18 protein-coding genes are annotated in these 18,377 nt (G+C 71.5%); 7 read left to right on the top strand and 11 right to left on the bottom strand.

Going from position 1 to position 18,377, the window contains the following annotated elements:
* From AB0B98_RS23770 to AB0B98_RS23755, 4 genes are all read right to left on the bottom strand, one after another.
* Positions 1 to 873: an ABC transporter permease gene (locus AB0B98_RS23770; protein WP_357365366.1), complete on the bottom strand. Its 873-nt coding sequence runs from the start codon at positions 871 to 873 to the stop codon at positions 1 to 3.
* Entirely contained in the window at positions 866 to 1,795 is a 930-nt protein-coding gene (locus tag AB0B98_RS23765; RefSeq protein WP_357365364.1) for an ABC transporter ATP-binding protein, read from the bottom strand. Before AB0B98_RS23765 ends, AB0B98_RS23770 begins: the two co-directional genes overlap by 8 nt.
* Positions 1,792 to 2,835, bottom strand: a complete 1,044-nt coding sequence (locus AB0B98_RS23760) for an ABC transporter substrate-binding protein (RefSeq protein WP_357365362.1) — start codon at positions 2,833 to 2,835, stop codon at positions 1,792 to 1,794. The genes AB0B98_RS23765 and AB0B98_RS23760 overlap by 4 nt, the downstream gene beginning before the upstream one ends.
* A gap of 164 nt (positions 2,836 to 2,999) precedes the next feature.
* Positions 3,000 to 3,077: a putative leader peptide gene (locus tag AB0B98_RS23755; RefSeq protein ID WP_349881247.1), complete on the bottom strand. Its 78-nt coding sequence runs from the start codon at positions 3,075 to 3,077 to the stop codon at positions 3,000 to 3,002.
* A gap of 248 nt (positions 3,078 to 3,325) precedes the next feature.
* Here AB0B98_RS23755 and AB0B98_RS23750 point away from each other — a divergent pair, with 248 nt between their 5' ends.
* Positions 3,326 to 3,505 (top strand): DUF4236 domain-containing protein, encoded by a 180-nt coding sequence (locus tag AB0B98_RS23750; protein ID WP_030333600.1) that lies wholly within the window; start codon positions 3,326 to 3,328, stop codon positions 3,503 to 3,505.
* A 70-nt stretch (positions 3,506 to 3,575) separates the two neighbouring features.
* On the opposite strand, the gene AB0B98_RS23745 is transcribed toward AB0B98_RS23750, so the two are convergent.
* Both AB0B98_RS23745 and AB0B98_RS23740 read right to left on the bottom strand, forming a co-directional pair.
* Positions 3,576 to 4,460, bottom strand: coding sequence for a hypothetical protein (locus AB0B98_RS23745; protein ID WP_357365361.1), 885 nt, complete (start codon positions 4,458 to 4,460; stop codon positions 3,576 to 3,578).
* A gap of 24 nt (positions 4,461 to 4,484) precedes the next feature.
* Positions 4,485 to 5,006: a VOC family protein gene (locus AB0B98_RS23740; RefSeq protein ID WP_238671508.1), complete on the bottom strand. Its 522-nt coding sequence runs from the start codon at positions 5,004 to 5,006 to the stop codon at positions 4,485 to 4,487.
* A gap of 49 nt (positions 5,007 to 5,055) precedes the next feature.
* On the opposite strand from AB0B98_RS23740, the gene AB0B98_RS23735 reads away from it, so the two are divergent.
* Positions 5,056 to 5,517, top strand: coding sequence for a MarR family transcriptional regulator (locus tag AB0B98_RS23735; protein WP_357365443.1), 462 nt, complete (start codon positions 5,056 to 5,058; stop codon positions 5,515 to 5,517).
* A 57-nt stretch (positions 5,518 to 5,574) separates the two neighbouring features.
* Positions 5,575 to 7,239, top strand: coding sequence for a tetratricopeptide repeat protein (locus tag AB0B98_RS23730; RefSeq protein WP_357365358.1), 1,665 nt, complete (start codon positions 5,575 to 5,577; stop codon positions 7,237 to 7,239).
* 389 nt (positions 7,240 to 7,628) lie between these two features.
* Here AB0B98_RS23730 and AB0B98_RS23725 read toward each other — a convergent pair whose 3' ends face one another.
* Both AB0B98_RS23725 and AB0B98_RS23720 read right to left on the bottom strand, forming a co-directional pair.
* A complete protein-coding gene (locus AB0B98_RS23725) occupies positions 7,629 to 8,999 on the bottom strand; it encodes an ATP-binding protein (RefSeq protein WP_357365441.1) in 1,371 nt (456 codons plus the stop codon).
* 74 nt (positions 9,000 to 9,073) lie between these two features.
* Positions 9,074 to 9,730 carry a response regulator transcription factor gene (locus AB0B98_RS23720; RefSeq protein WP_124816037.1) on the bottom strand — a complete coding sequence of 219 codons (657 nt, stop codon included), beginning with the start codon at positions 9,728 to 9,730 and terminating at the stop codon, positions 9,074 to 9,076.
* Between the two features lie 95 nt (positions 9,731 to 9,825).
* On the opposite strand from AB0B98_RS23720, the gene AB0B98_RS23715 reads away from it, so the two are divergent.
* Positions 9,826 to 10,965 (top strand): sigma-E factor regulatory protein RseB domain-containing protein, encoded by a 1,140-nt coding sequence (locus AB0B98_RS23715; protein ID WP_357365356.1) that lies wholly within the window; start codon positions 9,826 to 9,828, stop codon positions 10,963 to 10,965.
* Between the two features lie 68 nt (positions 10,966 to 11,033).
* Here the strand turns inward: AB0B98_RS23715 and AB0B98_RS23710 are convergent, their stop codons facing one another.
* Positions 11,034 to 11,660 (bottom strand): SGNH/GDSL hydrolase family protein, encoded by a 627-nt coding sequence (locus AB0B98_RS23710; protein ID WP_357286877.1) that lies wholly within the window; start codon positions 11,658 to 11,660, stop codon positions 11,034 to 11,036.
* Between the two features lie 146 nt (positions 11,661 to 11,806).
* Here AB0B98_RS23710 and AB0B98_RS23705 point away from each other — a divergent pair, with 146 nt between their 5' ends.
* On the top strand, positions 11,807 to 14,101 hold the full coding sequence (locus tag AB0B98_RS23705; protein ID WP_357365354.1) for an ATP-binding domain-containing protein: 2,295 nt from the start codon (positions 11,807 to 11,809) through the stop codon (positions 14,099 to 14,101).
* Between the two features lie 55 nt (positions 14,102 to 14,156).
* Here AB0B98_RS23705 and AB0B98_RS23700 read toward each other — a convergent pair whose 3' ends face one another.
* Entirely contained in the window at positions 14,157 to 14,576 is a 420-nt protein-coding gene (locus AB0B98_RS23700) for a hypothetical protein (RefSeq protein ID WP_357365352.1), read from the bottom strand.
* 191 nt (positions 14,577 to 14,767) lie between these two features.
* Here AB0B98_RS23700 and AB0B98_RS23695 point away from each other — a divergent pair, with 191 nt between their 5' ends.
* Entirely contained in the window at positions 14,768 to 16,810 is a 2,043-nt protein-coding gene (locus AB0B98_RS23695; protein ID WP_357365351.1) for a glycerophosphodiester phosphodiesterase family protein, read from the top strand.
* A gap of 176 nt (positions 16,811 to 16,986) precedes the next feature.
* Positions 16,987 to 17,361, top strand: coding sequence for a hypothetical protein (locus AB0B98_RS23690; RefSeq protein ID WP_357286889.1), 375 nt, complete (start codon positions 16,987 to 16,989; stop codon positions 17,359 to 17,361).
* A gap of 68 nt (positions 17,362 to 17,429) precedes the next feature.
* Here the strand turns inward: AB0B98_RS23690 and AB0B98_RS23685 are convergent, their stop codons facing one another.
* The gene (locus tag AB0B98_RS23685) at positions 17,430 to 18,377 is read right to left on the bottom strand and encodes a sporulation protein (protein ID WP_357365349.1); all 948 of its coding nucleotides are present in this window, start codon (positions 18,375 to 18,377) and stop codon (positions 17,430 to 17,432) included.

Genomic DNA, 18,377 nt, shown 5'->3' with positions numbered 1-18,377 from the left:
CTATCCGGCAGAGACGTCGACGCGCCAGGTGGAGAAGCGACGTTCGAGGGCGACAAGGAGTTGGTTGACGACCAGGCCGATGGCGGAGATCGTGATGATCCCGGAGTACATGTCGGCGATCGCGAAGTTGTACTGCGCGTAGTTGATGAGGTAGCCGAGCCCGGCCTTCGCGCCGACCATCTCGGCCGCGACCAGCACCAGGATCGAGTACGCCCCGGCCAGCCGGACGCCGGTGAAGATGGTCGGCACCGCGGCCGGCAGGATCACCTTCTGGAACAACCGCAGGTGGTTGAGCCCCATCGAGCGGGCCGACCGGATCAGCAGCGGGTCGACGCCCTTCACCCCGGCGATGGTGTTCAGCAGGATCGGCCAGGAGCACGCGTACAGCACCAGGGCGATCTTGGAAGTCTCCCCCAGGCCGAGGATGAGCACGAACACCGGCAGCAGGGCCAGCGCGGCGGTGTTGCGGAACACCTCCAACAGCGGGCTGAGCAGCTCGGCGAGCGGCCGGTACCAGCCGATCAGCAACCCGAGCGGGATGGCGGTGAGCACCGCCAGGCCGAGCCCGGCCAACGACCGGGTGAGGCTCGCGCCCACGTGCTCGGCGAGCTGCCCGCTGCGCAGCAACTCCCACCAGGCCACCAGCACCTCGGACAGCGGCGGCAGGAAGACCCGGTCCACCAGCCCGAGCCGAGGTGCGCCCTCCCAGATCGCGGCCAGCGCGACGATCGCGACGGTGCGGTGCAGCACCTTCGCGCCGATGCCGAGCAGCCGGCCGGCAAGCCCGCCGGAGCCGGGTCCGACGGCGGCCACCGCATCGGGCACGGCCGCATGGGCCGCCAGCCGGGCGGGACGTTCGGCGATGTCAACCAACGCGGGCCTCCTCGGTGTGGGCCGCCGCTGGCGCCGCGCGCCGCGCGTCGGCTCCGGCGACGACGGGAGTACGAGCACCAACTGCTCCGGTGTGCGCGGTGCGGCTGCCGGTGGCGCCCTCGGCGGCCTGCGCGGCCCGCACCTCGTCCCGCAGCAGGGTCCAGATCTGGTGACGGTGGTGGCGGAACGCGTCGGTGGAGCGGACGTCCTCGACCGCGTCCCGGTCACCGAGGTCGATGTCGATGACCTGTTTGAGCCGCCCAGGCCGCGACGTCAGCACCGCCACCCGCTGACCCAGGTGGACGGCCTCGTCGATGCCGTGGGTGATGAACACGATCGTCTTGCCGTTACGGGCCCAGATCCGCACCAGCTCGTCCTGCAACGAGTCGCGGGTCTGCGCGTCCAGGGCGGCGAACGGCTCATCCATCAGCAGTACGTCCGGGTCGTACGCGAGGCTGCGGGCGATGGCCACTCGCTGCTTCATCCCGCCGGACAGCTCGTGCGGGTAGCGGTCGGCGAACCCGCGCAGGCCCACCAGGTCCAGGTGGTGCTCGATCAGGGCGGCGCGATCGGCGCGGGGCACCCCCTTGGCCTCCAGGCCGAACGCGACGTTGCCGGCGGCGGTGCGCCAGGGCAGCAGCGCGTACTGCTGGAAGACGATGCCCCGGTCCAGGCCGGGGCCGGTGACGGGCCGACCGTCGACGAGCACCCGCCCCGCTGTCGGCTCGGTGAGCCCGCCGAGCAGGTCGAGCAGAGTGGACTTGCCGCAGCCGCTGGGGCCGACGACGACAAGGAACTCGCCGGGGCGTACCCCCAGGGTGACCTCGTCCAGCGCGGTGACCGCGCCGGCGCCGCCACGCCGGCTGGCTCGGACCGGGAAGGTCTTGCTCACCCGATCAAAGAGGATCTTGTCGGTGCTCACGCGCTCCCCCCGTCCACGAAGGGGTTGAACCGGTTGGTGTAGATGTCGCCCGGCTTCGGACGGTCGCCCTTGATCTCGCCCTCGGCGGCGAGCCAGTCGATCCAGGTGCCGAACTCCTGCTCGCCGATCACCCCGCCACGGCCGGCGACGCCACTGCTCTTCCAGTACGCGACGAGCGACGGGTCCTCATTGCGGCCGCGCTTGCCGATGATGTCCCGCATCCGGGCGACCACTGTTTCCCGGGGTTGGGTGCGGGCCCACTCGATGGCCTTGCCGACCCCGGTGACGAACGCCTTGACGGTCTCCGGGTTGCGCTTGATGAAGTCGTCCCGGAAGACGTAGGTGCCGCCGCTGAAGGCGCCGAGCAGCTCGTAGTCGGTGAAGATGGTGCGGATGCCGCCGCTGGCGACCGCCTTGTCCCGGATCACCCCGCCGAGCACCGCGACGTCGATCTGCCGCTGCCGCAGCGACTGCTCGGTGTTGACAGGTGGCAGGGCGACCAGCTCGACCTGCTTGATTTCGGCGGGAGTGAGGCCGCCGCGGGCGAGCCAGGTCTTGAGCACAGCCTCGGCGTGCGCGCCGAGGGTGTTCATGCCGACCTTCCTGCCGATCAGGTCACGGGGGCTGCGGACCGGGCTGTCGTCGAGCACGTAGTAGCCCTGGAAGGTGTGCGCGTCCGAGCCGTAGTAGCTGACCACCGCGGTGATCGGGGCGTTGGCGGTGGCGAGCTTGACGATGGCGCCGTTGAACGCGCCGCCGAAGTCGCTCTGACCGGTGGCAGTGGCCTGGATGTCCTGCGGGCCACCGGTGACGTTGCCGATCCACCTGAGCTTGACGTCGCCGAGGTAGCCGAGATCGGCGGCGAGTTCGGGGAGGGTGACCTGGCCGACCGAGCCCTGGTAGCGCAGCTCGCTGGCCTGGGTGCCGTCGGCTGCCGCGTCACCGGCGCAGCCAGCGGTGGCGGTGGCGGTGGCGGTGAGCACGGCCAGCGCGGCAACGGCGGCGAGCTCACGCAGAATGGCACGACGGGGTGGGGACATGGGGAGTCTCCTGATCTGTCCACGATGGGAAGCGGGAACGCCCGGATGAGGGCGTGCGGGCACGCCGCTGCGCGGTGCGCGGGCGTGCGGTGGGAGTGCGGCGCGGAGCCGAGCCGGATGGGACCGGTGCGGCGCTGGAGCCGAGCCGGATGGGACCGGTCAGCTCAACAGAGCGCGCTCGCGTGTCGGACCAGGTCGACGTGCACACGAGCGGTGAGGAGAAGCTCATCCCGCTGCGACATGACCCCATGCTGCCCGCGATCGGAACGAGCGGTCAACGGCCTTCCAGAAGGTGAGACTTCTATCGCTGCCGATGTTACGAAGCGCCCCGAACAGGGTTTACCGTGGCGCAACACATATCTGATGGGTAGAGATTGCGGCATCCGGTGGGCGACCGTCCAGGACGGACAGCGAGAGGGTTTCAAAAGTTGTCGGTTCGGGCATGTTCGATCTCGACACGGCAGGGAACGGTGACGAGGGGAGACCTCCGATGGGCCTCATGTTTCGCAAGCGCAAGAAGTACGGTCCGATCATCCTGAACTTCACCGAGAACGGCTTCTCCTCGTGGAGCATCAAGATCGGTCGCTGGTCCTGGAACTCCAAGGCCCGCGCGCACCGGGTCGACCTGCCGGGTCCACTGAGCTGGAAGCAGGACAAGTCCCGGTCGTAAGTATCCCGGGAGTCGAGCGGGGTGCCGGTGATTCACCGGCACCCCGCTCGGCGTCTGTGGGGTGGGGCGGTCAGCGCGCCAGGGTGATGATCTCGTCGCCGGCCAGCCGCCCGGACTCGCGATCGCGTCGCAGGGCGCCGGCGTCGAGAAGGTCGACGAGCGCCTGATTGGCGTCGGCGGCGCGGTAGACGGTCGCGGTGAGGGTGTGCCGACGCAGCTCGGTGACCGGCCGTGGCCCACCCGCCCGCAACTCGGCCAGCAACTCGTGGGCCAGCGGTTCGAGGTCGGGATCGCCGACCACGTCGACAGTCGTGCCGGTCGGGTCGAGTGGGTCGCGGTAGCGCACGTCGAGGTCCGCGCCGATCGCCCAGAGGGCGTCACGGACCGCCTCGAGACTCCGGTCGGAGCGACTGCCGAAGGCGATCACCCCGGCGGCCTCGCCGCCGGGCAGCACCGGTGCCACCTCGGCGACCAGGGGGAAGCCGGCGGAGACGAGCATGTCTCGGGCGCTGTCGCCGGTGTGCAGCAGCAGTTCTCCGGTCCGGCCGTTGGTTGCGGCGGTGAGCAGCTTCGGCGTCACCGCGCCGGGCAGGTCCACGAAGGAGAACAGCGGCGCGCCGGCCGCCCCGGCGGCCTTGACCGCGACCGGCAGTCGGTACGGCTCGCCGGGCAGCAGGTGCACGGTGACCTCGGCGGGCAGTTCCGCCTCGATCGGGCCGAGTCGGGCCGGCAGGTCGGCTGCGGCGTCGGCCAGCACCAGCACCGACACCTGCCGGCCGCGTACCTGGTCGCCGTGGGTGGCGACCAGGCGCAGCGCGGCCTCCGCGCTACCCGCGTCGGCGCCCGCGAGGGCGATGGTGGCCCGCCGGGAGCGGTGCAGGGCCGCGGGCAGCCAGGTCGTCAACTGGCGGACCAGCAGCTCGCGGAGGAATTCAGTGGTCCGGTCGGTCGGCATCGGTCCGTTCTACCGTACGGGCGGTCAGGCCGGGACGGAGATCCCCACCCCGCCCCGGGTCTGCCCGCCGTAACGCTGCCGTTCGGCGTCCAGGTCGAGCCGACCGATCTGCTTGCGGGCAGCTAGCGCGGTGTCGTCGAGCAGGTCGGCCGGGATCAGCCAGACCACCTCGAACTCCAGACCGTCCGGGTCCTTGCCGTAGAGGCTCTTGGTAGTGCCGTGGTCGGAGGTGCCGGCCAGCGCTCCGGCCGCGGCGAGCCGCTCGGCGGTGGCGGCCAGCTCGTCGAGCGTGTCCACCTCCCAGGCGAGGTGGTAGAGGCCGACGGTGGACCGGCCGGCGGCCGACCGCCCGGCGCCCGCGCCGATCTCGAAGAGGCCGAGGTCGTGGTCGTTTGTGGAGTCGGGGGCCTGGAGGAAGGTGGCACCCCGGAAGCCGTCCGGGGTCATCGCCACCGGGCGGAAGCCCAGCACGTCGCTGTAGAACGCGACGCTGCGGGCGAGGTCACTGACGTAGAGGACCGCGTGGTTGAGCCGATGAATACCCATGACCCGAGACTAGCGCGGTTTAGTTGAACATTCAACCATCGGGAGTATGATGGCGGCCATGACCCGCTGGTTGGACCCCGACGAGCAGCGCACGTGGCGCGCGTACCTCACCGCCTCCCGGGTGCTGATGGACACTCTCGACCGCGAGCTGCAACGCGACGCGGGCATGCCGCACGCGTACTACGAGATTTTGGTTCAGCTCTCCGAGGCCCCCGGTCGGCAACTGCGCATGAGCCAGTTGGCGCAGGCCGCGGGGTCATCCCGCAGCCGGCTCTCGCACGCCGTGGCCCGACTGGAGGCCGCCGGCTGGGTGCGCCGCGAGGACTGCCCCACCGACCGACGCGGGCAGATCGCGGTCCTCACCGACGAGGGTTTCGCCACCCTCGCGGCCGCCGCACCCGGCCACGTCGAGGGGGTACGCCAACATCTGTTCGACGCGTTGAGCCCCGCCCAGGTCGACCAGTTGCGCCGGATCAGCGAGACCCTGGCCGAGCACCTGACCGGATCCTGACCAATCGACACCGGCGCGGGTCTTGTACTTACCGTCGTCGGATGAGCACGATGGGGCGTGTCTTCCGGCTTCGGTGAACTGACTGATCAGGCGCACCACCTCGTGTCCTCCGGCGATCTGGCCGGCGCACAGCAACTGCTGTCCGACGCGCTCACCGACGCCGACCCCCGCCCGGCCAACGCCACCCCCGAGCTGGCCGAGGCCGCCAGCCTCCAGGCGCGGGTGCTGATCGCCCTCGGCGAGCCGCACTCGGCCCGGGGGTGGGCCGCCTTCGCGTACGCGGCCACCACCCGCCTGCACGGCCGTGCCGACCCGCGCACGGTGGCCGCGGCGGCGACCCTGGCCGCGGTGTTGCACCGGGTCGGCAGCCACTCCCGGGCGGCGCGGCTCTACCAGGAAGTCATCATCGAGCTGACCGCGCAGGACGGCCCGGAGTCGCTGCGGGTGCTCGCCGCGCACGCCGACCTGGCCACCGTCGAGTACGCGCGCGGCCAGTGCACAGTGGCCCGCGATCGCCTCCAGGACGCCTGGGAGCTGCACCGCGAGGTGTACGGCGACGGGCACCCCAGTGGCATCAAGATGCTGGCGCGGCTCGGGGCGATGCAGCGCGACTGCGGGCAGTTCGCCGAGGCACACGACAACCTGGCGCTCGCCCGCGAGTTGTGTCGCCAGCACCTGCCCGGCGACGACCCGCTGGCCACCCAGGTGGCGGCCCTGGCCCGGGCGGCGGCCAGTCCCGACCACGCCTGCGCGGACAACCAGCCCACGGCTCGGGACACGCCGGTCGTGCCGGCCGCCCGCGTCCCACCGCACAGTGACGGGCCGGCCGAATCCGGCTACCACCCGCCGGCAGCCGCAACCCACCACGCCGGTGCGGTGCCGAACCCCCGGCTGCCCTCCGACGAGTCGGTCGGGTCGTCGGGCGGCAGATGGTCGCCCGAAGCGGCGGACGAGTCGTCGCCCCACCACAGCGACCCTCCGGTGCCCCCGTCGGTGGTCGGGCTGGCCGGCGGCACGGAGGAGCAGCCCGGGGTGTACCGACTGCACCGACCCGCCGACCCGTACGGGTCGCCCGACCCGAACCCGCCGTCCGACCAGCACCAACCGTCCGACCCGTACGCCCAGCCCGACCCGTACACCCAGCCCGATCCGTACGCGCGGCCTGATCCGTACGGGCAGGTCGAGCCGTACACGCCGTCGCGGCTGCTGCCGGTGCCCGTGCACCGCGCGCCGCCGGAGCAGCGCAACCGGCTGGTCCCGGTGCTGGTGGCCGGGGTGGTCGTGGTGCTCCTCGGCGCGGCGGCGGTGATCGCCGGGGTGGCCCGGGTCGACGGCGACGACGAACCGAACCCGCCGCCGGCAAGTGCCTCCCCCACCGCCGGCGCGCCGGCCAGCACCGCGCCCGCCCCGGGCGGCACGGCACCGACGTCGGCTGCCGCCGCGGCCCCACCCGGCACCCCACCCAGCGCGGTGACCCTGCGCGACACCCGGGACAGCATCGCGCTGAACTGGACCTATCCGGCCGGCGGCGAGGGCCCGGTGGTCATCGCGGGTGGGCGCACCGGCCAGACCCACAACATCTTCGCGACGCTGCCCGCCGGCACCACCAGCTTCGTCATCTATGCGCTCAACCGCACCAACGACTTCTGCTTCACCGTCGCCGTCGCCTGGTCCACCGACACCGTGGCGCGTTCCAAGCAGGTCTGCACCCGCCGCCGCTGACCCGTCCTCCACTGCCCTGTCCGCCACGCCCCGCCGGCTGTGCCCCGCCCGCCGCTGCCCTGCCCGGCACGCCCTGCCGACTATGCCCCGCAGACCTCACTCAGCGTGGGCTACCCGTTGACGAACCCACCGTGACACACCGTCACACCCGACGCCCCCGTCCATACTCCGGCCCAGGCTTTGCTCTGCTTACCTATGCGCACCATCCCCGACGAGCAGCTGAAACGTCGCGACAGCCCGCTTCGACACCCGTCGGCAAGCATCACGTTACGTAACTGTCGCGTCCGCAGGTGCAGAGCAAAGGGTCGCCGGCGGGCGGTTGGGGGGGCGCCGTGGCCACTCGTCCGGCTCGCCCCCGGTTAGCGGTCACGTCCGCGCTCACGGACCGTCTACCGTTGACCGTCCTCGGCCGGCAACGCTGGCAGCAGCAGGCAGACCCGTAGTCCTCGCTGCTCCGGCGCGTCGGTCAGGGTGATGCTGCCGCCCGCGCGTCGGACCAACTCCCGGACGATGGCCAGCCCCAGACCCGCGCCCCCGTCGTCGCGGGCCCTTCCGTCATCCAGCCGGGTGAACCGGTCGAAGACCCGCTCCCGGTCCGCCAACGCGATCCCCGGGCCGTCGTCGGTCACCGTCACCAGGTGGTACGCCCCGACGCCGGGCCCGACCGTGGCACCCGCCGCCGACGTCGCCTCGGCGGCGAGCACGACACTGCCGGACGCGTGGCGTACCGCGTTGTCGACCAGGTTGGCCAGCACGCGACGCAACTCCTCGACGGTGCCGACTGTCCAGAGCGGGCCGGCCGGCGGCGTCACCCGCACCGGCGGTGACGGGTAGCGGGCGGCGACCTCGGTCAGCAACGCGCCCAACTCCACCGGACCGGTCCCCCGGGCCGGCGGAGTCTCGTCCAGGCGGGCCAGCAGCAGGAGATCGTCGACCAGGCGGCTCAGCCGGTCGGTGTCGGCGAGCAGGTTGGCGGTCACAGCAGTCCAGTCGGTCCGGTCGGCGAGGCGCTGGGCCACCTCCAGCTCGGTCCGGATGTTGGTCAACGGGCTGCGCAGCTCGTGCGCGGCGTCGGAGACGAAGGCCCGCTGCCGGACGCGGGCGGACTCCAGCCGGCCCAGCATGCCGTTGAGGGTAACCGCCAGGCGGTGGATCTCGTCGGCCGACGCCGGCACCGGCAGCCGGCCGGCGCCGGCCCTCCCGGTGATCTCCTCGGCGCCTCGACGTAACGCCTCGACCGGCCGCAGGGTGGCGCCCACCACCCGCCACGCCACCCCGGCCAACACCGCGACCAGCAGCGGGAACGCCACCAGCAGGATGGTCCGGACCACATGGGTGCTGTGCCGCACGTCGGCCATCGAGCGGGCGACCAGCACGGTGAGCGGGTCGGCCGCGGTGCCGGCGGGCACGGCGACCACCCGCACCGGGCCGACGAGCCCGACCCGCTCGGCCGGCACCTCCAGCCGCTGCCGACCGTCGCGGTTCAGTCGCTCCGGGCGGACCATCGGCACCAGGCGATCGGCGTCGATCGAGGCCGCCCGGATCCGTCCCTGCCCGTCGATCACCTGCACGCGGACCTGCCCCCCGGCCACCGGCAGCGGGTCGGGCAGCGCATCCTCGGCGGCGAGCAGGGCGACCGCGTCGGCGGTGCGGAACGCCTCGGTGTCGACAGTGCGCTGGAGCACGAAGCTGAGCGCGCCGAGCAGCACCACCCCGCCCAGGGCCAGCCCGATGGTGAGACCGACCACACCGATCGCCATGAGCCGCCCGCGCAGCCCGAGGACCGGCATCCGGCCGGGCCAGGCCCGACGGGTGGGTGCCGGGCCGTCGACGGTCACGTCGCCAGCCGGTAGCCGGCGCCACGGACCGTCTCCAGCCGGTCCCGGCCGAGCTTGCGGCGCAGGTAGCCGACGTACACCTCGACGGCGTTCGGCGCGGTCTCCAGGCTGGCGTCCCAGACGTGGTCCAACAACTCGATCTTGGAGATGACCTGGCCCGGCCGGCGCATCAGGTAGTCCAGCAACGCGAACTCCCGCGCGGTCAACGCCACCTCGGCGTCCGCCCTGGTCACCCGCCGTCGGGCCGGGTCCAGCCGCAGGTCACCGACCGCCAGCACGGTCGGGCGCTCCGGCGCGCCCCGACGCAGCAGCGCCCGCAACCGGGCCAGCAGCACCACGTACGAGAAGGGTTTGGTCAGGTAGTCGTCGGCGCCGCAGTCGAGGCCGTCGGCCTGGTCGTACTCGCCGTCCTTGGCGGAGAGCATCAGCACCGGCAACCAGTGCTGCTCCGCGCGCAGCCGCCGGACCAACTCGTACCCGGAGAGGCCGGGCAGCATCACGTCGAGGATCATGGCGTCGTACCCGCCGTGCCGGGCCGCGTCCAGGCCCGCCGGGCCGGTTGCCGCCACGTCCACCGCGAACCCCTCCGCCTGGAGACCGCGTTGCAGGGCAGCCGCCAACCGGGCCTCGTCCTCCACCACCAGCACCCGCACAGCTCAAGGGTGCCACCCGGGTCAATCGGCACGGTTCGGTGTCCTCAGCGCGTTCACAGCACGGACGAGGCAAGATGGCCGCAGGAGGTGCCACCATGTCCGTCCTGAGAAGCCGTCCCGTCCTTCGTTGGCTGGTTCCGGCCACCGCGGCCGTCGCCGTCATCGGCGGCGGCGCGGCGATCGGCACGTTCGCCGCCGAGGCCGAGCCGAGCCTGCCGCCCCGAACCGCCGCTCAGCTCCTGGTCGACCTGCAGACATCCCGGCTGGAGGGGTTGTCCGGGACCGTCGTGCAACGCGCCGACCTCGGCCTGCCGCCCCTCGTCGGGCTGATTCCCGGCAACGAGCTGACCACCCTGCTGACCGGCACCCACACCCTGCGGGTCTGGTATTCCGGGCCGGACCAGCAGCGGGTCGCGCTGATGGACACGCTGGGCGAGCAGGACATCATCCGCAACGGCCGGGACCTGTGGACGTGGCAGAGCCGCAGCAACACCGCCACCCACCGCACGCTGGGCGGCGACGCCGGGGCCTGGAAGCCCGCTCCCGAGCCGGCAGCGAGCCTGCCGGCCACCCCGCAGCAGGCCGCCGACCTGGCGTTGGACGCTATCGACCCGAGCACCGAGGTCAGCGTCGGCCGGTCGGCCACCGTCGCCGGCCGGGACGCGTACGAGTTGGTGCTCCAGCCGCGCGACCAGGACTCCCTGGTGCACCAGCTGCGGATCGCCATCGACGCCAAGCAGCACGTGCCGCTGCGCTTCGAGGTGCTCGCGAAGGGCAGCGACCGGCCGGCGTTCGAGGTGGCGTTCACCCAGGTCGACTACCGCCGCCCGGACGCCGACCAGTTCCGCTTCAACCCGCCGCCCGGCGTGACCGTCGACGAGGAGAAGGCCGAGCGCCCGACGGGAAAGCCGACTGGCGAGCCCGGTCACGTCGAGCCGGCGGGTGACAGGCAGGTCCGCGCGGTGGGCGACGGCTGGACGACAGTGCTGGTTGGCCGCCTCGACGGCGCCGATGTCGCCGGGAAGCCCGCCCCGAAGCCGGCGGCTCCCCCCGCCGGCGCCGGGTCGGACCTGGACATGTCGAAGCTGCTCGGCGGTCTGCCGGCGGTCAGCGGCGACTGGGGCAGCGGTCGGCTCTTCAGCAGCAAACTGTTCAGCGTGCTGCTCACCGACGACGGCCGGGTGCTCGCCGGAGCGGTGACGCCGGAGCGGCTCTACCAGGCCGCGCGCGGCTGATCTCCGCGGTGTTCGCGCCGGGTCGACCTGACGGTCGGCCCGGCGCTTCGCTGTGGGTCAGGCCGAGGTCAGGAGACGCCGAGGGCGTTGAGGTACGCGTCGGCGAGGACCGCGTGGCCGGGCAGGTGCGGGTGGACCCGGTCGTCGGCCCACCGCGTCGCCGGACTCACCGCCAGCACCCTGTCGAACGCCGCCTGGTTGGGCACGTGCACCGCGTCGAACTCGGTCGCCAGCCCCGCGACGACCGCCGCGTACCGGTCGGTGTCGGCGCGTTGCGGGACGCTCCGGTCGGCCTCGATGAAGAACGGGTCACCGAGGATCAGGCGGCAGCCGGTGGCGTCGACCGCCCGACGGAGCAGGTCGCGCAGGGTGCGCTCGTACTCCTCGATGCCGACCGCCTCATCCGGCCGGTCACCGTAGTGCCGCCAGATGTCGTTGATGCCGATCAGCACCGCGAGCCAGTCGGGGCGCTCGGCGATGGCGTCGTCGTCCCAACGGGCGGCCAGGTCCCGCACCGTGTCGCCGCCCACACCCCGGTTGACCCACTCCAGCTCCAACTCCGGGTGCCGGGCGTCGACCAGGGCACGCACGAGACTCACATATCCGCTGCCGTACGGCGCGGCGACGTCGCGTCGACCACAATCGGTGATGCTGTCCCCGATGAAGACCACCCGTTGGCCGGTCCGCAGGATCATCCGCCGTCACCTCGCGATCACCGGCGCGCCGGACCGCCCGGCTTGGTGAGAACCGGCGGAACGCGCTATCTTCAACAGTTCGAAGGCACAAAAAAGAACGGCTTAAAGCCGTTCCTGCAAAGGATTCTAATCTTTAGGGAGACGGCTTGTCAAGGCACTCCGGCGGTTCCGGCGAATTGCCGCTCGACGACGAGATCGGTCGCGAGCAGGAGTACGTCTCGATGCTCTACAACCGGCTGGACGAGCTGCGTGAGCAGGCCGCCCACCGGCTCACCGCCGAGCTGCACAACACCGGCGGCACCCTCCAGGATCGCTCGCAGCGCGACAGCTCGGTAGCGATGTACGCCGATCAGGTCGAACAGTTCTCCGCAGTGGAGAACGGGCTCTGCTTCGGCCGTCTCGACGGCGACGACGACTCCCGCCGCTACATCGGCCGGATCGGCATCTTCGACACCAGTGGTGACTACGACCCGCTGCTGATGGACTGGCGGGCACCCGCCGCCCGCCCGTTCTACCTCGCCACCGCCGCCAACCCGCAGGGCGTACGCCGTCGCCGGCACCTGCGTACCCGGCAGCGCAAGGTGACCGGGCTCAACGACGAGGTGCTCGACATCGACACCGCCTCCCCCGGCGCCCACGAGGAGCTGACCGGTGAGGCGTCGCTGTTCGCCGCGCTCAACGCGGGCCGTACCGGCCGGATGCGCGACATCGTCGAGACCATTCAGGCCGAACAGGACGAGGTCATCCGCGCGGAGCTTCCGGGCGTGATGGTGGTCCAGGGCGGCCCCGGCACCGGCAAGACCGCTGTCGCGCTGCACCGGGCAGCGTACCTGCTCTACACGCACCGCCGGGAACTCTCCAGCCGTGGCGTGCTGCTGGTCGGCCCGAACGCGACTTTCCTGCGCTACATCTCCCAGGTGCTGCCGACGCTGGCCGAGACCGGCGTGCTGCTGCGTACCCAGGGTGATCTCTTTCCCGGGGTCAGCGCCCAACGGACCGAGCCGGCCGAGACCGCGGCGCTCAAGGGCCGGGAGGTGCTGGCCGAGGTGTTGGCGCTGGCCGTACGGGACCGGCAGTGGGTGCCGGACGAGCCGCTGGAGATCGAGGTCGAGCGGGAGACGCTGACCCTCGACCCGGAGATCGTGCGCGCGGCCCGGGAACGGGTCCGTCGCGCCGACCGACCGCACAACCTGGCCCGCGCGCTGTTCGACGTGGAGATCGTGCACGCGCTCGCCGACCAGGTGGCCGAACGGATCGGCGCCGACCCGCTCGGCGGGGACAACCTCCTCGACGAGGCGGACCGCGCCGAGATCCGCCGCGAGCTGCGCGAGGAGACGGAGATCCAGGCCGCCCTGGACCGGCTGTGGCCGGTGCTCACCCCGCAGCGGCTGCTCGCCGACCTGTACGCCGACAGGGACCGGATCGCCGCCGCCGCGCCGATGCTCAGCGAGGACGAGCGGGCGCTGCTGCACCGTGAGCGCGGTGGTTGGGCGCCGGCCGACGTCCCGCTGCTGGACGAGGCCGCCGAACTGCTCGGCGAGGACGAACGCGCCGCCGCCGCCCGGCGGGACCGCATCCGGATGATGGAACGGGAGTACGCCGAGGGCGTGCTGGAGATCGCCAGGGGTTCCCGCTCGATCGACGTCGAGGACGAGGCCGAGGGCGGTGAGATCCTGGGCGTGACCGACCTGATCGACGCGGATCGACTGTTGGAGCGGCAGGAGGAGGCCGACCGGCTGACCACCGCGCAGCGGGCCGCCGCCGACCGCACCTGGGCGTTCGGCCACGTGATCGTGGACGAGGCGCAGGAGCTCTCGCCGATGGCCTGGCGACTGCTGATGCGCCGCTGCCCGAGCCGGTCGATGACGATCGTCGGAGATGTGGCACAGACCGGCGCGCTGAGCGGTACGCCGTCGTGGGCGGACGCCCTCGCCCCGTACGTCGAGCAGCGGTGGCGGCTCACCGAGCTGACGGTCAGCTACCGCACTCCCGCCGAGATCATGGCGGTCGCCGCCGACGTACTGGCCGAGATCGACCCGGCACTGCGGCCGCCGCGCTCGGTGCGGGAGAGCGGCGTACCGCCGTGGGACCGGACGGTCCCCGCCGGCCGGTTGGCGCCGGAGTTGGTCGCCGAGGCCACCCGGGAGGCGGCCGGGTTGACCGAGGGGCGGCTCGGGGTCCTCGTGCCGGCCGGCCGGGTGGGTGAGTTGGGCGCGGCGGTGACCGCCGCCCTGCCGGAGGCCGCCGTCGGCGAGCATCCGGAGCTGGAGAGCCGGGTGGTGGTCTTGACAGTCGCGCAGGCCAAGGGGTTGGAGTTCGACTCGGTGCTGGTGGTCGATCCGGACCGGATGGTGGCCGAGTCCCCCCGTGGGCGCAGCGACCTGTACGTGGCCCTGACCCGCGCCACTCAACGCCTGGGCGTCCTCCGCCCGGCGAGCTGACCACGAGGCTCACCGCCCCGACCGAAGCTGTCACGCGGTCGGGGCGGCGGGTGGGTCAGTCGGTGGATTTGTCCCTGATGGACTTTGCTGGGCCGGTCGCCGACGTGGACTGGTCGCTGGTGCCACCGCCCATCGGGGTGCTCAGGCCGCCGGTGGTGGCATCACCGGTGGTGGTCGGCGCTACCTTGCCCGGGTGTCGCTCCGGCTGTCGGGCCACCCGGCGTACGCTCGCCGGCCCGGCGGTGCCACCGGTGGTCGTCACCGCGCCCTGCCCGCCGACAGGGCCACCGTCGCGCAGCACCTGTGGGTCGATCCGCTCCTTGGCCGGATCGAAGGGGTCGTCGCGCTGGATCTGACTCTCCACATCGGTGCGTGGCACAGTCACCTCGTCGAGGGCGCCCTTGCCGTACACGCCACCGGCGATCCGGTCCTCGGCCTCGCGGGCGGCGTCCTGCCGCATGTCGTCCTCACGCACGTCCATCACCTCGCAGAAGCTGTGGAACTGACTGGGTGCCCGACCACCGGCCGACCAAACCCGGCGTGACCGGGAGGTCGTCCACGGCGGTTCACCGGCACGCCGCCCGCTGGCCGCCTGCCCGCAGCCCGAGATGTCCATGCTGTCCCGCGACCGGTGGGAGATGCCCGCCGGCAGGAGGGGATGACAGCGTGCGCACAGTACGCCGTACCGCCGTCGCGGCCCTGGTGGCCGCGACGGTGACGACCGGGCTCGCGGTGCCCGCCCAGGCGAAGCCACGACCGGACCGGACATTCGACGTGCAGGCCCACCGGGGCGGCCTCGGGCTGCGGGTGGAGAACACCCTCGCCTCCTTCGGTAACGCCCTCCAACTCGGGGTGAGCACCCTCGAACTGGACGTGCAGATCACCGAGGACGGTCAGGCCGTCGTCACCCACGACCGGAAGGTCACCGGCACCAAGTGCGTCGACACCGCTGCGGTGACGCCCGGCGACCCGGAGTTCCCGTACGTCGGGAAGTACATCAACACGCTCAGCCTGGCCCAGGTGCGCTCGCTGGACTGCGGTTCGAAGACACTGTCGGACAAGCCCGGCCAACTCGCCGTCCCCGGTGCCCGGATGCCGCTGCTGCGTGAGGTCTTCGCGCTGGTCAACCGCTACCAGGCCAAGGACGTGAAGCTCAACGTCGAGACCAAGGTCGAGGCTGGCGCACCGACCGAGACCGCCCCCCGCGAGCAGTTCGTCACTGTCACCGCCGCCGAGATCCGCGCTGCCGGGCTGCTCAAGCAGGTCACCATCCAGAGCTTCGACTGGGGCGCGCTGATGCGCATGCGTCAGGTCGAGCCGAAGCTGCCGCTGGTCGCCCTGACCAACTACGACTTCCTGCAGACCGGTCAGCCGGGTGCGTCGCCGTGGCTGGGCGGGCTGGACATCGACGACTTCGGCGGCGACCCGATCAAGGCGATCCGTAGCTTCGGCGCCAGCGCCTTCTCGCCGGTGCACGGGTCCCCGCAGAACGGGACTGTCACCGACCCGGGTTACAAGCCGTACGTCACGAAGGAGATGGTCGCCCAGGCGCACCGCTACGGGATCAAGGTGATCCCGTGGACCGTCGACGACGTGCCGACCATGAGCAAGCTGATCGACGACGGCGTGGACGGCATGATCACCGACTACCCGGACCGGTTGCGCGGCGTGCTGGCGCAGCGTGGTTACCGGCTGCCGAAGGCGTACGCAGCGCCGTTCGACATCCAGGCACACCGGGGCGGTCGGGCCAGCCGACCGGAGAACACACTGCCGGCGTTCGCGAACGCGCTGTCCAACCGGGCCATCTCCACCCTTGAGCTGGACACCAACGTGACGGCCGACGGCAAGCTCGTGGTGCTGCACGACCGGACCGTCAACGGGTCGCACTGCGTCGACACCGCCCCGGTGCGCAAGGGGGACCGGAAGTTCCCGTACGTGGGCAAGCCGGTGCACGAGTTGACCCTGGCGCAGCTCAAGACCGTCGACTGCGGCACGAAGACGCTGCCCGAACTGCCCGCCCAGGTGCCCGCGCCCGGTGCCCGGATCCCGACCCTTGACGAGGTCTTCGCCCTGGTGAAGGCGAGTGGCCGCACCGACATCGGAATGAACATCGAAACGAAGATCAGTCCGGTGGTGAACGACACCGAGCCGTACCGCAGCTTCACCCGCAAACTCGTCGACGCGATCCAGCGGGCCGGCTTCACCAGCAGGGCCACCATCCAGTCGTTCGACTGGCGCACCATCACGTACGCCAAGCAGCTCGACCGCCGCATCGGCACTGTCGGCCTGGTCTGGCAGTACGGTCCGGCCGAGTGCGTCACCCTCGCGGACGAGTGCTCCCTGGAGGCGGTCTACGGCAACCCGTCGGTGAAGAGCCCCTGGACCGGTGGGCTGGACTGGTGGAAGTACCAGGACCTCGGCAAGCTGACCCGGGCCGCGGGAGCTGGCACGGTTTCCGCCAACTGGCAGGTGCACGACCCGAGGCAGGGCACTGTCGCCTCGACCGACTGGTACCTGCGGGAGAACCCGGCATACTTCCACGGACCGGACGTTCGGACCCTGCAGACGCGCGACAACCTGAAGGTGATCCCGTACACCGTGGATGACGCGACGGTGATGCAGCGGGTCATCGACCTGGGCGTCGACGGCATCATCACCGACGACCCGGACCTTCTGGTGAGCGTGGCCAGGCGTAACGGCCTGCGCTGACCCGTCGACCATCCGATCGCCGGCCGGTTTTCCGGCCGGCGATCGGTGTTACCTGCTCCGGGGCCTCGGGTAGTCGGGGGTTGTCCCCGCCACGAAAGCGAACCGTGCCGTGGCCGACACGCGGTAGCGGGGCGAGGGAATGCAGGTACGACTCATCGCATCCTGAGGAGGACCAGATGAGCACGCAGGCTGCTTCCACCCGGCCGATGAACCGGCCCATGAACGACCCGCAGAATCCCGCGTCGATGCGGGACATGCAGACCCAGCAGATGCCGTCCATGCGGGACGGGCACCGAGACCCGATGCCGTCGCCGGGCACGGAGACCAAGCAGGCGTTCCTGACGACGGAATTCTGGGTCTACGCCGCTGCGGTCGCGCTCGTGGTGATCGCCGCGTTCTGGAAGGGCACCACCGCCAACGGGCTGAACATCAACAACCCGAACCAGGCGTGGCTGTTCCTGACCATTCTGACCGGTGGTTACCTGGTCAGCCGTGGTCTGTCGAAGGCCGGCTCCGCGCGCCGGTCCGGCAAGGAACGCAACAAGCACTGACGCGTCACGCGTAGGACGGTGGCCTCCGGGAGGACTCCCGGAGGCCACCGTCGTCGCTTGTGGACCAGTTACTCGTCGCCACCGAAGTCGCCGAAGTCGCCCTCGAACGCGTCTTCGATCATCTCGCCGGCGATCATGCCCCCGGCGACGCCGAGCGCCGCTCCGGCCACCATGCCGCCCATGCCGTGCCCGCGGCTGTGCCCGTGACCGTGGCTGGGGCCGTACTGGGAGCGCAGGCTGCCGTAACGGGACGTGGTCTCGCGCAGCCAGCCGTCGACGACCTGCGCCCAGTCGACGCGGTCAGCGTCGGTGTGCGCCACCTGGTAGCGACCGAACGCGTCGTGCCCGGCGCTGAGGAACCCGCCGCGCTTGTCGCACTCCAGGATGACCTCCACACCGCGCTGGCTGGTCACGAAGGTCAGCTCGACCTCGTTGATGGTGCTTGCGTACTGCGGGGAGGCGAAGAACTCGATCTCCTGGTAGAACGGCAGCGTCTGCTGCACGCCCCGGATGTGACCACGCTCCAGGTCGGCGTGCTTGAACCGGAAGCCGAGCCGCTGGAACGCCTCCAGGATCCGCTCGTGCACCGGCAGTGGGTGCACCGCCACCTGGTCCAGGTCGCTCTTGTCGACCGCGCGGGCGATAGCCAACTCGGTGCGCAGACCCATCGTCATGCCGTGCAGGCGCTGGCCGTACACGTCGGTGATCGGGGTCTCCCACGGCACCGGCAGCTGGAACGGGATCGAGAGCTGCTGCTTCGGGGCGAGTACGAGCGACCCGCTGACCGCCATGCGGTGGAACTCCATCGTGCCCGCGTACTCGGTGTCGTGTCCCTCGACCTCGACCCGGGTGACAAGGCCGATCACCACCTGCTCGATGGCTGCCTCAGCGTCGCCACCGACGAGGTTGACCTGCCCGTCGAGGGTCAGACCGGGCCGGGTGTTGGGGTTGGTCAGCACGGTGTCCACGCTGGGACCGCCCACACCGAACGCGCTCAACATCTTCTTGAAGACCAT

It is taken from the genome of Micromonospora sp. NPDC048947 (assembly GCF_040649495.1).
Taxonomy (GTDB): Bacteria; Actinomycetota; Actinomycetes; order Mycobacteriales; family Micromonosporaceae; genus Micromonospora; species Micromonospora alfalfae.
The sequence above is the reverse complement of the archived record's forward strand: the minus strand, read 5'-3'. Positions and strand labels throughout refer to the sequence as shown.

Bases quoted from the DNA above. Each gene is read 5' to 3' on its own strand.
- AB0B98_RS23760 (WP_357365362.1), bottom strand. From the start codon at position 2,835: ATGTCCCCACCCCGTCGTGCCATTCTGCGTGAGCTCGCCGCCGTTGCC.
- AB0B98_RS23755 (WP_349881247.1), bottom strand. From the start codon at position 3,077: ATGTCGCAGCGGGATGAGCTTCTCCTCACCGCTCGTGTGCACGTCGAC.
- AB0B98_RS23750 (WP_030333600.1), top strand. From the start codon at position 3,326: ATGGGCCTCATGTTTCGCAAGCGCAAGAAGTACGGTCCGATCATCCTG.
- AB0B98_RS23745 (WP_357365361.1), bottom strand. From the start codon at position 4,460: ATGCCGACCGACCGGACCACTGAATTCCTCCGCGAGCTGCTGGTCCGC.
- AB0B98_RS23740 (WP_238671508.1), bottom strand. From the start codon at position 5,006: ATGGGTATTCATCGGCTCAACCACGCGGTCCTCTACGTCAGTGACCTC.
- AB0B98_RS23735 (WP_357365443.1), top strand. From the start codon at position 5,056: ATGGCGGCCATGACCCGCTGGTTGGACCCCGACGAGCAGCGCACGTGG.
- AB0B98_RS23725 (WP_357365441.1), bottom strand. From the start codon at position 8,999: ATGGCGATCGGTGTGGTCGGTCTCACCATCGGGCTGGCCCTGGGCGGG.
- AB0B98_RS23715 (WP_357365356.1), top strand. From the start codon at position 9,826: ATGTCCGTCCTGAGAAGCCGTCCCGTCCTTCGTTGGCTGGTTCCGGCC.
- AB0B98_RS23710 (WP_357286877.1), bottom strand. From the start codon at position 11,660: ATGATCCTGCGGACCGGCCAACGGGTGGTCTTCATCGGGGACAGCATC.
- AB0B98_RS23690 (WP_357286889.1), top strand. From the start codon at position 16,987: ATGAGCACGCAGGCTGCTTCCACCCGGCCGATGAACCGGCCCATGAAC.
- AB0B98_RS23685 (WP_357365349.1), bottom strand. From the start codon at position 18,377: ATGGTCTTCAAGAAGATGTTGAGCGCGTTCGGTGTGGGCGGTCCCAGC.